We start from the raw sequence: 11,748 nt of genomic DNA on the forward strand, positions 1-11,748 counted from the left end.
TCGCCGCCCCGTCCGCTCCGCGGCCACCTTCTCCCACCGGGGGAGAAGGAAAGATCGGCGCCGCCTCAGGCGATTCCCTTCTCCCCTCGTGGGAGAATGTGGATCGGACCGAAAGGTCCGAGACGGATGAGGGGGCCGCCGCGCTGCGGCAGACGCCCGCCCCAGACCCGGCCCCATGCTCATGACCGCCCCCTCCCCGCTTCGCCGCAAGCGCACCGACGAGATCGTCGATGCCATCAAATCCTCCATCGTCACCCATGGCCTGCAGCCCGGCGACCGGCTGCCGCAGGAGCGCGAATTGATGGAGCAATACGCCGCCTCCAAGGGCACCATTCGCGAGGCGCTGAAATCGCTGGAGGTCCAGGGGCTGATCCGCACCCGCACCGGACCGGGCGGCGGCGCGTTCATCGAGACCATGTCGGAAAGCCGGGCCATGAGCCTACTGTCCAACTATCTCTTCGCCAAGACGGTCACCATCGCCGACATCTACGCCTTGCGAAAAGTGCTCGAGCCGCTGGTGGCGGTCAGTGCCATGGCCAATATGGACGCCCAGGGCTACAGGCGCCTCACCGACATCATCGCCATCTACGATCACGAGCCGGCCGATGCCGAGGAGCGCTGGAACCAGCGCATGGCCGAACTCGATTTCCACGGGGTGGTGGCCGAATATGCCGACAATGCGCTGCTGGCCTTCACCTGCCGCTTCCTGCAAAGGCTGCTCAAGGACCTCGCGGTCTGCCACGACATCTATATCCAGCCCAAGCCGGTGCTGCGCGCCCAGGGCATCGGCTATCAGCGCCAGATGATCGCCGCCATGCAGGCCGGGGACGGCGCCGCCGTCCATCGCATCATGAGCGAGCACATGGCCTATGCCGAGCGGTCCATGCTCGACCTCCAGGCCGAACTGACCGGCGACTTCCTCCACGATCCCGTGGCGCGGGGCACCGGCGAGAGGCGCAGAAAGGCCGCACGATGATCGACATCCCCTATCTCAGGCGCTGTCTCGAAGACCTGCTCAACACCCCCTCGCCGGTCGGCATGACCGAGCGGGCCAGCGTCAAGCTCGCCGCCTGGCTCGAGACCCTGGGCTATGCCGTTTCCTACACCCGGCGCGGCGTGCTCAGCGTCACCGTCGGCGACGGCGCCCCCCGGCGTGCCCTCGCGGCCCATATCGATACGCTCGGCGCCATGGTCACCGGCTTCCACCCCAATGGCCGCCCCCGGCTGCGCAACACCGGCACCTGGGCGGCGCGGTTCGCCGAAGGGGCTCGCTGCACCATCTTCACCGACGCCGGAGAGCTGCGCGGCACCATCCTGCCGCTCAAGGCGTCGGGGCATCTGTTCAACACCGAAGTGGACACCCAGCCGGCCGATTGGGACAATCTGGAGATCCGCATCGACGCCATGCCGGACCCTGCCCGCACATCCACGTACACAAATGCTAATTACATCGCATTTGAGGTCAACATCGGCGATATTGTCGCCATTGATGCGCAGCCCGAATTCCTCGACAACGGCTTCATCGTGTCGCGCCATCTCGACGACAAGGCGGGGGTGGCATGCCTTCTCGCCGCGCTCAAATCCATCGCCGAAAGCGGGGAGATGCCGGCGGTTCCGGCCCAGGTACTGTTCACCATTTCCGAGGAGGTCGGCATTGGCGGCACGCACGGATTCGGCGAGCAGGTTCAAGAGCTTGTGGCGGTCGACAACGGCGTCACCGGCCCCGGACAGGCGACCCGCGACGACGCCGCGACCATCGCCTTCCGCGACCGGACCGGCCCGTTCGACCTGCCCATCACCCGCCATCTCGTGGGGCTCGCCAAGGCCCATGGCATCGCCCATGAGCGCGATACCTTCCGCTCCTACCGCTCGGACAGCGCCGCCGCCATCGATGCGGGCTGGGACCTGCGGGTCGGGCTCGTCTGCTTCTCGCTGGACTCCTCGCATGGCTGGGAGCGGACCCACATCAAGTCCTTGGAAGAGCTGACGAAATTAATTATCGCCTATATTCGTAGCGATCTTGTTCCGCTTCCCCGATAGCCCGCCGTCGCCTTCCAGCGGGCCACCGGAAAACCGCTCTCCGGGCTCCCCTTCCATCCCGCCGGACGCCGAGCCCGGCGTGCCCGGCCGGTCGGGATCGCCCAGTTCCTCGAGGGCCCGATACCAGTGTTCCTGGTCGTGCCCCTCGGGGCAGCCGGCGGCCATCCAGATTTCATAGGCCCGCCGCTGGATTTCCTGTTCCTGGGGATAAGCCATGTCCTGTCCTCCACTTGACGAAGCGGAAACGACAGCAGGCACAAGCGGTTCCCCGCACTGCTCTGTGTTGCTCGGAAAGCGGAATCAGAGCGCGATCTTGACGGTTTTGATCTGTGTGAACTCCAACAATTCCTCGATCGACTCTTCGCGTCCCACCCCGGAGAGTTTGTAGCCGCCGAAGGGCGCGCCGATATAGTGCGAGGAGGTATCGTTGATCCAGACAAAGCCCGACTGCACCTGGCGCGCCGCCCGATGGGCGGTGCTGAGATCGGTTGTGTATATGGCTGCGGTAAGGCCGTAATCGACGGCGTTGACGTGCTGCATCATCTCGGCTTCGTCGGACCATTTGATCACCGACAGGACCGGCCCGAAAATCTCCTCATGGGCAATGGCCATGTCGGGGGTGACATCGGTGAAAATGGTCGGCTCGATGAAATAGCCATTGCCGAGTTCCGGTGCCGAAGGACGCGCCCCACCCAGCCGCAGCGTCGCGCCCTGCTGCCGTCCCAGCGCGATATAGTCCATGATCTTGTCGAACTGCGCCTTGGATATGATGGCGCCCATATTGGTCGCCTTGTCGGTGGCGATGCCCGGCGTGAACCGCCTTGTGGCGGCGATCACCCCGTCGACGACCGCGTCATGGATCGATTCGTGGACGAAAAGCCGCGAGGTCGATCCGCAGGACTGGCCGCACCAGGTGAAATTCATCCCGCGCACCGCGCCTTCCACGGTCTTGGCGATGTCGGCATCGGGATAGGCGATCAGCGCGTTCTTCCCCGAAAGCTCGCAGATCATCGGCTTCAGCCGGTCGGCGCAGGCCTTGGCCACCGCCCGGCCCGTCGCGATGCTCCCCACGATGGAAACCATGTCCACCTGCGGGTGCGCCACGAGCGCCTGGGTCGCCTCCAGCCCGCAGGTGAGGAAGTTGATCACCCCGGCCGGGGCGACGCCCTCGATCAATTCGGCGAGCCGGAGGGCCGAAAGCGGCGCCTGGGGCGAGGGTTTCATGATCACCACATTGCCCGCGGCCAGGGGCGCGCCCAGTTTGCCCCCCGCAAACGACAGCGGATGGTTGAACGCCCCGATCCTGAGGCAAACGCCCCAGGGTTCGCGCACGGTCATGCACATCATGTCCTTGCCGGCCGGAATCGTGGCGCCCTTGGCCTCCAGCGCCACTCCGGCGAAATAGTCGAGCTTGGTGGCGGCGTTTTCGGCGTCGCGCAACAGCGCCGTGACCGGATTGCCGCAATTGGCGGCATCGAGCAGGGCGAATTCTTCCGCATTGGCGCGGATGATGGCGGCGATTTCGCGCAACACGGCGGAACGCTGCTTGGGCAGAGTGCCCTGCCACGCCTCGAATCCGGACCGGGCGGCGGCGATCGCCGCCTCCACGTCCGCAAGGTCGGCCTGGGCCACGGGCCCGAGGCTTTCGCCGGTCGAGGGGTTGAAGACATCGGCATATCCGCCCCTCGGGGCGTGCCAGCCGCCGCCATAATATAGGTCGCGCCGGGTCGGAAGCACGGATTGAACGTCAGTGGTCATGGTCGCCTCCCTCAGTGACCGCGGGTCACGATCTTCTTGGTGTAGCCGAGCGCGATGCGGGCATCGATGAGATAGGGCCGCCCGGCATCGACCACGGCCAGGCCACGCTCGATGGCGGCCATCAGGTCGTCGACGTTCTCGACCGGGCCTTCCGCCTCCACCCCTTGCGCACGCGCGAGGCCGGCCAGATCGGGTGCCGGCTTGTCGATCTGCTGGCCGATCCAGCGGTTTTCCGGCGGACGCCCGCGATCCTTGGCCATGGCGGCCTGATGGATTTCGTCGTTATAGTTCGAGCGGTTGTTGGCGACGATGAACAGCGCCGGAATCTGGTAGTGCGCCGCCGTCCACAGGGCGGTGACGCCCTGCAGGAAATCGCCGTCCCCCATCACGCCGATCACCGTGCGGTCGCTGTCGCGCAGGGCGAGGGCCGCCCCGATGGTCAGGCCCGGACCGGCACCGATGCCGCCACCGCCATTATGCCCCAGAAAATCGAGCGGGCCGCGGATCATGTAGGCGCGGGTGGACCATCCGATATTGTTGTTGGCAAGGGTCACCTTGCGGCCTTCGGCGACCTTCATCACGGCCACTTCGAGGTCGAAGGGGATGATCTCCTTGTCCCGGTTCGGGCTGAACTCGGCCGGCCCGGGATCGACGCGCGCGATGCCGTCCCATGTGGAGCCGTTCCGGCCCCGGCGCCGGAGCGCATCCAGCAACTGCCCGACAAAGGCATCGGGATTGGCATCGATGGGGTGGTCGGCGGGAGGCAATCCGAAATAGCCCATGTCCCAGCCATTGTGCAGCGACCGGTCCTGGGTGACGTGCACGATGGTCGACGCAAGCTGGTCGGAATTGCGATTGACCTGGCGCAGGGTCCCGTTGAGATCCACCCAATCGAACGAAACGATCAGGTCGGCCGCTTCAACGATGGGTTTGGCCGACGCATCGAGCCAGGTAAGCGGGGGCGCGGCGTGGCGCGGGTGGTCGGTGGGAAACACCGCCTTGCCGCGGGTCGATGTCATGACATAGGCACCGGCGGCCTCGACCAGTTCGACGCGACGATCCCAGTCGCCCTGGTCGACGGAACCTCGCCCGAACAGGAACAGCGGGTTTTTGGCCGAGCGGACGAGATCGGCCACCGCGTCGATCTGAGCCTGAGGCGCGCAGGCCGGCGAGATCGGTGCATAGCGTTCGGCGGTCGGAATGTGGAAGTTCTCGGGCACCGGTTCTTCCTGCAATCCGGCGTCGAGGCAGATATAGACCGGTGCCCGCGGCGTCGAAGCGGTGATCTGATAGCCGCGCAGGAAAGCTTCCACGATGCCGTCCGCCGAGCGGGGCTCGTCGTCCCATTTCACATATTGGCGCAACAGGGCGCCCTGGTCCTTGGCGGTATGGATCCAGTCGATATAGGGACGGCGTTTTTCCGGTTCCACCGGGCCGGTTGCCCCGACCACCATCATGGGCACGCGGCCGCCCCAGGCATTGAAGATGCCCATCAGCCCATGCATCAGACCCACATTGGAATGCAGCACCGCTCCCATGGGCTTCTCCATGACCTTGGCATAGCCATGGGCGATGGAAATGACGTGGTCCTCATGCAGGCACAGCAGCATTTGCGGCGAGCGATTGCCCAGATAGTTCACCAGGCTGTCGTGGAACCCCCGATAGCTGGCGCCGGGGTTGAGGGCCACATAGGGAATATCGAGCCGGCGCAGCATTTCCGCCGCGATGTCGCTTTTCCAATCCAGCGTCGACGGAGTTTCAAGCCCCTCGGGGCGATCAAACGAGTCCAAACTTGCTTCCTCCCAGCGTTTAGTCGATCCCCAACAGCCAGTTATTTCACCAAATAGAATTTCCTTATCCTATTCTATTTGAAAATTCCGCTTCACGGAATTACACATGGATATTGAGCTTTTCGGCGTCATACCTACATATCTACTCGTTATTTCGTCAAGTAGACTTGAGTCCAACATCTCCTCTCCATACCCATCATCGTCGAAACCGCCACATATGCAGCTGTAAAAAAGCACGTTTCCTGGCCGCTATTCCCATCGAAAAAACAGGAAAATCATTTCATCCAAACAGGAATTCAAAAAATCTGGTCGACATAACAATCGATTAGATCCGCCTAACGATCCAGGTGCGGTCAGCACGCGACATGGGGTTTCCGGCAACCGGAAATCGTTCCTGCGACAATTGCCAATTCGCAAACTGCTTCATACGCTCCAAGTATTACCCGTACGATAGGACGGGTCGAGGAGGAGAATTATCGATATGTTCAGCGACACCGCATTGTCGTGGATTGCGGGAGGAGCCGTCGTTCTCGGCGCTCTGGGCGCAACCCAACCTGCCTTCGCGCAGGAAGATTTCTATGCCGGCAAGACCATCGAACTGATCATCGGCTTTGCACCGGGCGGCGGCAACGACCTGCTGTCGCGAGTGGTGGCCAGCCATCTGGGCGACCATATCCCCGGCAACCCGGCGATCATTCCGGTCAACCTGCCCGGCGCGGGCGGGCTCACCGCGGCCAACCAACTCTACAATTCATCGCCGCAGGACGGCACGGTCATCGGCATCGTATCCCAGGCCGTGCCGCTGCAATCGAAGATGATCGACAATGTCGAGTTCGAGATGTCGGGCTTCAACTTCATCGGCCGCGTGCAGCCTTCGGCCAGCGTGACTATGGTCTGGCACACCAGCGATGTGATGGACATCGAGCAGGCCATGGAAGAGGAAGTCATCCTCTCGGCCACCAATATAGGCTCGTCGGTTTCGCTCTATCCGCGTGCCATGAACGAGTTTCTGGGGACCAAATTCAATCTGATCATGGGCTATGAAGGGTCCGCAGCCGCCATGCTGGCCATGGAGCGAGGCGAGGTCGAGGGGCATTCGACGACCTTCGAGGCGCTGATGGCCGCCAATCCCAGATGGTTCGAGGAAGGACAGGTGCGCATCCTCGTCCAGCATGGGCTCGATCGCGATCCGGCACTTCCCGACATTCCGACCTCGGTCGAACTCGCGCCGGAGGAAAACCGGGCTGTCATGGAACTCATCATGAGCTCCAACGATATCGGCAAATATTACTTCACCACCCCTGGCGTGCCGGAAGACCGGCTCGAAATCCTGCGCCGTGCCTTCGATTCCATGGTCGAGGACCCGGATTTCCTCCGCGATGCCGAGGCGATTGGCGCTACGGTGAACCCGATGTCGGGCGAAGATCTCCAGGCGATGATCGCGCGGTTCGACAGTATCGACCCCGCACTGCTCCAACAGGCCTCAGCGCTCTACGAAGAATAGGCAGCTCGTTGCAAAAGGATGAAAAGGGCGCTGCGGCGCCCTTTTTCGTTGCCCGCTGGCCGGAAGCGGCCCACAAGCATCCAGGCATGAATTAGGAGGATGGCCATGACACTTTGGGACTTCGCGCTCGACGTCTATCGCCGGCCCGGCGTTTCGCAAGCCTGTCTCGGCCTGCAGGATTCAGCCGGCGTGGATGTCAATGTCACGCTCTACATACTCTGGCGCATCGCGGTCCGGGCCGACCAGGTTGGACCGGCGGATGTGGAAGAAGCCGATGCGGCGATCGCCGAATGGCGTGCCCGGATCGTCGAGCCGCTGCGGGCGCTGCGGCGGGGCTTGAAAACCGGGCCCTCCCCTGCCCCCAATGCCGAGACGGCCACGCTGCGCGGCCGCATACAGGCGGCCGAGATCGACGCCGAGCATATCGAACTCGATACGCTGGAAAGCCTCGCACCGCCGGCCTCGTCGGGCAGCCTGCCGCAGGACGAAATGAAATCGGAAGCGCGCAAGGGGCTGGAGCTGGTGGTGCGATTCTATGCAGGCGGCGCCCTGCCGGACACGGTCATCGGCCCCATCGCCACGTTGACGGAAGCGCTCTGACCGGCCTCAGCTTTCGGTCCAGCGCTTGACGGTTCGCGTATCGATATCGAACAGGTCCAGCGCCCGCCCCACCGACTGGTCGATCACGTCGGCAAGCGTTTGCGGGCGATGATAGAAGGCCGGCACGGGTGGCATGATGATGGCCCCATTGAGCGTGGCCTGTTCCATCAGCCGGATGTGCCCGGCATGCAGCGGCGTCTCGCGCAACATCAGCACCACGCGCCGCCGCTCCTTGAGGCAGACATCGGCAGCGCGGACGATCAGCTCGTCATTATAGCTGTTGGCGATGCCGCTCAACGTCTTGATCGAACACGGCGCGACCAGCATGCCCGCAGTCTTGTAGGACCCCGAGGAGAGCGATGCCCCGATATCCTTGAATCCATGGCATTCGTCGGCGAGGTCCCGGATCGCATCGGCGGAATAGTCGGTTTCTTCCGTCGCCGTGCGGATAGCCGATGGCGACAGGATCAGATGGGTCTCGATGTCCTCGATCGCCTTCAGCATCTCGAGGGCACGGATGCCGTAGATGACGCCGGACGCGCCGGTGATGGCGATGATCAGCCGCCGCATCACAGCGCCTCGGCCCTGGCCTTGCCGCGGCCGAAAGGACGCTCCGCGCCTTCGGGAACGCCGATGTCGAAAACGTTGAGCGTCATCGCGACGAAGCTGTAATAGCCTGCGATGGCGACCAGATCGATCATGCCATCCCGACCCAATATCGCCTCGCCCCGCCGATAGCTCTCCTCGGAGAGTGTCCGGCTTGCGTAGAGTTCGCGCACGAGATCGTGCACGCAACGGCTCTGCTGGTCTTCGAGATCGGGCACGGCATCGGCTTCGATGGCATCGATGGCGGCGGGCGGGACGCCGGCTTTCAGCGCCTCGGTCTTATGAGCATGCCATTCATATTCGCTGCCCCAGAACCGGGCCGTCACCAGGATGGCAAGCTCGGAGAGATGGGGGGCGAGGCAGGTGCCATAACGAGCATAGGCCCCAAGACTCTGGCCCCTGCGCGCCAATTCGGGGCGGAACAGCCAGGCCCTGAGCGGGGCCGGCAGCCTGGAGCGTGGCCCCGCAAGGACCTCCTCGCAGACGGCCTGCTGCTCGTCGGTCATTGTGCGGGGATCGAGGTCTGGCAAGCGGGCCACAGTATATCTCCAGGTTTTTCGCGGGCGCGGCAGCAAGCCGCCGCGCCCGTGGATCGTCAAACCGAGGGCAATCCGGCCAGCGCCGGAACCATGCGCCCCAGAAGGGAGCCCGGCCATGGTATATGCATGACGTAGTCGAACACCACATAGAGAAAGAGCGGGAAGAGTACGGCCTGCGGCAGGACGACCTTCCAGGGCTCGCGGCCTTCGATCCGCATATAGGCGACGATGAACAGGAACGCACTGGGGAGGAAGCCCACGAGAGCGATCGATGCCATGAAGGCCAGGAACCAGGCGATGAAGACGGCCGATCTTCTGAGATATGTGCCTATCTCGATCGGATCGCTGTCGGTCACGTCCATATGCACGGCGGCTTCGATGGTCTGGCCGTCGACGACCCGAGGCCCGCTTCGGCGCAGCACCTGATAGGCGAGGCCGATGACGAGCGTGCCGATGCAGGTCCACCCCACGATCAGGGGCGCGGTATTGGCACGCGCGCTCCACCCCGAGGCCTCGACCAGCATGAGGCCGACCACGGCGATCAGACCGACATAGAACAGGTCCGAAGCCTTGAAGGTCGGCCGTTCGATCTCGAGCAGGGCTCGCTTGATGCCTCCGGCCCGCGCCATTTCGCGCAGGAAGGGACGCACCATGCCCAAGAGGGCAACCAGCAGGATGACGACCACAGCGGGACGCCACAGCCATTCGATGCCGTAACGCGTGATCGAGATCGACATATAGCGCTCGATCAGGGCGCCCAGCACGAAGCCCAGCATCAGCGGCGGACGCGCCCAGCGCAGGCGCTTCATCATCCATCCCAGGGCCGAGAAGACCAGCAGGGCATAGATGTCGCCCCAGTTCCGCGTCGCCTGATAGGCGCCGATGAACACGACGCAGATGACGATGGGCAGCACCAGCGTGTAGCGCAGGGTCGCCAGCTTGGCCAATTGGCCCGAGAACGCGAAACAGATGCCGGCGCCGAGAATGTTGGCGATGGCGATGGACCAGATCATCGTGAAGGTGAGCTGGACATTGGTCGTGAGCATGTCCGGGCCGGGAATCAGCCCCTGGATGAGGAACGCCCCGAGCAGGATGGCCATGCTGGCGCTGCCGGGCACGCCGAAGGCGATGGTCGGGATGAGCGCGCCGGCGGTGATGGAGTTGTTGGCGCTCTCGGGAGCGATCACGCCGCGCACGTCGCCCTTGCCGAAGGTTTCCCGCGCCCCCTTGATCGACTGCATGGCATGGCCATAGGCCAGCCAGTCCACCACCGAGGCGCCGAGGCCCGGAATCGCGCCGATCGCCGCTCCGAGGCCGCCGCAGCGCAGCACCAGCCACCAGTTCTTCAAGGCGTCGCGCACGCCGATCGCCATGCCTTCGCGCATATTGTATTTGGCATCCTTGGCGATGGCGGCCCGGCGAATGGCGAGATCCGCCAGTTCGGGAACCGCGAACAGGCCAAGCGCAACCGGAACGATGGGCAGGCCATCCCAGAGGTAGAGCTGGCCCACGGTCCAGCGCAGCGTTCCGGTCTGCGGGTCCGACCCGATCATGGCGAGCATGACGCCGAACCCGGCGATGGCGATGCCCCGCAAGGGCGAACTGCCCGAAAGCGCGGCGACCATGGAAATGCCGAAGATCGACAGCGCCAGCAGTTCCGGCGTGCCGATCGCCAGAACGAAGGGCCGCATGACCGGTATGGCCAGGGCCAGCAGGAAGGCCCCGAACAGGCCACCGATCAGCGACGAGGTATAGGCTGCGGCAAGGGCACGCCCCGCCTCCCCTTTCTTGGCCATGGCGTGGCCGTCAAGGATCGTCGCCTGGGCGGACGAGGTTCCCGGCACGCCGAACATGACGGCGGGAATCGTATCGCTGGTGCCGGTCACGGCCTTCATGCCCAGCAGCAGGGCAAACGCAGTGGTCGGATCGAGGGTGAACGTGAAGGGCAGCAGCAGCGCCATGCCCACCAGGCCGCCGATCCCGGGAATGATACCCAGCCCGAGTCCCATGAGGACGCCGGCGGAAAGCATCATGAGTCGATAAGGTTCGACAATCGCCAGCAGCGCTGCCCCAGCCGATCCTATCAGTGAAACATCCATTGCGAAAAGCCTCCCCCTTCGCACTTCTTGCCGAGTCTTCGACAACCAAATTTCCGGATAACGGAATTTAATTCCGCCGTGTTGACATCAGACGTTGAAGCGATGCTAATTGCAAGAATAACAAGAAATATTTCCGTTTAACGGAATTAGCAGGACCTCCAGCGACGGCCTTGCACCAAACGGAAAACAGACCGGCTCAAGGAGCGTTTGCGTGAAAATCCAAAACAAGTTCGATGTCCCCGCATCCCCCGAGCAGGCCTGGTCCATATTGCTCGACGTTCCCGGCATCGTCGGTTGCGTGCCGGGAGCCGAGCTGATTTCCCGCGAGGCGGAAAATGTCTACAAGGGCCGCGTTTCGGTCAAGCTCGGCCCGGTGGCCCTCAAGTTCAACGGAACCGCCGCGATCGAAGAGGCCGATCCGGCCACGCGGACGGCCCTGATCCGCGCCAATGGAGCGGACCAGCAGGGACGCGGAAACGCCGGCGCCACCACCACCATGACGGTGGAACCCTCCGAGGCCGGCTCCACCGTGACCCTCGATACCGACCTGCAGCTTTCTGGCCTCGTGGCGCAATATGGCCGCGCCTCGGGCGTCATCAACGCCGTGTCGTCCACCATCATCTCCCAATTCGCGGAAAACCTGAAGCGGCAGATGTCCGCCACCGGCGAGGCGGAAGCGACCGATGCCGCAGCGGCGCCTTCCGGCGCCGACCGGCCGGCCCAGAACGACAATGCGCTGGGCGGAGCGATGGTCTGGAAGATTTTCGTCAACTGGTTCCGCAGCCTGTTCGGCTCGTCCAAAAGGAGCTGAC

Annotated in this window: 11 protein-coding genes; 5 read left to right on the plus strand and 6 right to left on the minus strand. The window is 63.8% G+C overall.

Going from position 1 to position 11,748, the window contains the following annotated elements; genetic code table 11:
- Positions 1-175 precede the first annotated feature (175 nt).
- Together DVH29_RS08760 and DVH29_RS08765 are read left to right on the plus strand one after the other, a co-directional pair.
- Positions 176-976, plus strand: coding sequence for a FadR/GntR family transcriptional regulator (locus DVH29_RS08760; protein WP_245944930.1), 801 nt, complete (start codon positions 176-178; stop codon positions 974-976).
- Positions 973-2,040, plus strand: a complete 1,068-nt coding sequence (locus DVH29_RS08765; protein WP_114645800.1) for an osmoprotectant NAGGN system M42 family peptidase — start codon at positions 973-975, stop codon at positions 2,038-2,040. The genes DVH29_RS08760 and DVH29_RS08765 overlap by 4 nt, the downstream gene beginning before the upstream one ends.
- Here the strand turns inward: DVH29_RS08765 and DVH29_RS08770 are convergent.
- The 3 genes from DVH29_RS08770 to DVH29_RS08780 all read right to left on the minus strand — a co-directional run bounded on the left by DVH29_RS08770 (position 1,993) and on the right by DVH29_RS08780 (position 5,588).
- Positions 1,993-2,256, minus strand: coding sequence for a DUF2934 domain-containing protein (locus tag DVH29_RS08770; RefSeq protein ID WP_114645801.1), 264 nt, complete (start codon positions 2,254-2,256; stop codon positions 1,993-1,995). The genes DVH29_RS08765 and DVH29_RS08770 overlap by 48 nt on opposite strands.
- Positions 2,257-2,340: 84 nt before the next feature.
- A complete protein-coding gene (locus DVH29_RS08775; RefSeq protein ID WP_114645802.1) occupies positions 2,341-3,798 on the minus strand; it encodes an aldehyde dehydrogenase family protein in 1,458 nt (485 codons plus the stop codon).
- An 11-nt stretch (positions 3,799-3,809) separates the two neighbouring features.
- Positions 3,810-5,588: a thiamine pyrophosphate-binding protein gene (locus DVH29_RS08780; RefSeq protein ID WP_245944931.1), complete on the minus strand. Its 1,779-nt coding sequence runs from the start codon at positions 5,586-5,588 to the stop codon at positions 3,810-3,812.
- Between the two features lie 481 nt (positions 5,589-6,069).
- Between DVH29_RS08780 and DVH29_RS08785 the strand changes: the two genes are divergently transcribed.
- Together DVH29_RS08785 and DVH29_RS08790 are read left to right on the plus strand one after the other, a co-directional pair.
- Positions 6,070-7,092 (plus strand): Bug family tripartite tricarboxylate transporter substrate binding protein, encoded by a 1,023-nt coding sequence (locus DVH29_RS08785; RefSeq protein WP_114645804.1) that lies wholly within the window; start codon positions 6,070-6,072, stop codon positions 7,090-7,092.
- Between the two features lie 105 nt (positions 7,093-7,197).
- A complete protein-coding gene (locus DVH29_RS08790) occupies positions 7,198-7,692 on the plus strand; it encodes a TIGR02444 family protein (RefSeq protein ID WP_158541611.1) in 495 nt (164 codons plus the stop codon).
- A gap of 6 nt (positions 7,693-7,698) precedes the next feature.
- Here the strand turns inward: DVH29_RS08790 and DVH29_RS08795 are convergent, their stop codons facing one another.
- The 3 genes from DVH29_RS08795 to DVH29_RS08805 are packed head-to-tail and all read right to left on the minus strand — an operon-like array spanning position 7,699 to position 10,870.
- On the minus strand, positions 7,699-8,262 hold the full coding sequence (locus DVH29_RS08795; RefSeq protein ID WP_114645806.1) for a UbiX family flavin prenyltransferase: 564 nt from the start codon (positions 8,260-8,262) through the stop codon (positions 7,699-7,701).
- Positions 8,262-8,837: a carboxymuconolactone decarboxylase family protein gene (locus DVH29_RS08800; protein ID WP_245944932.1), complete on the minus strand. Its 576-nt coding sequence runs from the start codon at positions 8,835-8,837 to the stop codon at positions 8,262-8,264. Before DVH29_RS08800 ends, DVH29_RS08795 begins: the two co-directional genes overlap by 1 nt.
- Before the next feature lie 56 nt (positions 8,838-8,893).
- Positions 8,894-10,870 carry a tripartite tricarboxylate transporter permease gene (locus DVH29_RS08805; protein ID WP_245944933.1) on the minus strand — a complete coding sequence of 659 codons (1,977 nt, stop codon included), beginning with the start codon at positions 10,868-10,870 and terminating at the stop codon, positions 8,894-8,896.
- A gap of 277 nt (positions 10,871-11,147) precedes the next feature.
- Between DVH29_RS08805 and DVH29_RS08810 the strand changes: the two genes are divergently transcribed.
- Positions 11,148-11,747: an SRPBCC family protein gene (locus DVH29_RS08810; protein WP_158541612.1), complete on the plus strand. Its 600-nt coding sequence runs from the start codon at positions 11,148-11,150 to the stop codon at positions 11,745-11,747.
- Position 11,748: the final 1 nt, after the last annotated feature.

This window comes from Pelagibacterium lacus (assembly GCF_003345525.1).
GTDB lineage: Bacteria > Pseudomonadota > Alphaproteobacteria > Rhizobiales > Devosiaceae > Pelagibacterium > Pelagibacterium lacus.

Coding starts and splice junctions, on each gene's coding strand:
- DVH29_RS08760 (WP_245944930.1), top strand. CDS start 176: ATGCTCATGACCGCCCCCTCCCCGCTTCGCCGCAAGCGCACCGACGAG.
- DVH29_RS08765 (WP_114645800.1), top strand. CDS start 973: ATGATCGACATCCCCTATCTCAGGCGCTGTCTCGAAGACCTGCTCAAC.
- DVH29_RS08770 (WP_114645801.1), bottom strand. CDS start 2,256: ATGGCTTATCCCCAGGAACAGGAAATCCAGCGGCGGGCCTATGAAATC.
- DVH29_RS08775 (WP_114645802.1), bottom strand. CDS start 3,798: ATGACCACTGACGTTCAATCCGTGCTTCCGACCCGGCGCGACCTATAT.
- DVH29_RS08785 (WP_114645804.1), top strand. CDS start 6,070: ATGTTCAGCGACACCGCATTGTCGTGGATTGCGGGAGGAGCCGTCGTT.
- DVH29_RS08790 (WP_158541611.1), top strand. CDS start 7,198: ATGACACTTTGGGACTTCGCGCTCGACGTCTATCGCCGGCCCGGCGTT.
- DVH29_RS08795 (WP_114645806.1), bottom strand. CDS start 8,262: ATGCGGCGGCTGATCATCGCCATCACCGGCGCGTCCGGCGTCATCTAC.
- DVH29_RS08805 (WP_245944933.1), bottom strand. CDS start 10,870: ATGATGCTTTCCGCCGGCGTCCTCATGGGACTCGGGCTGGGTATCATT.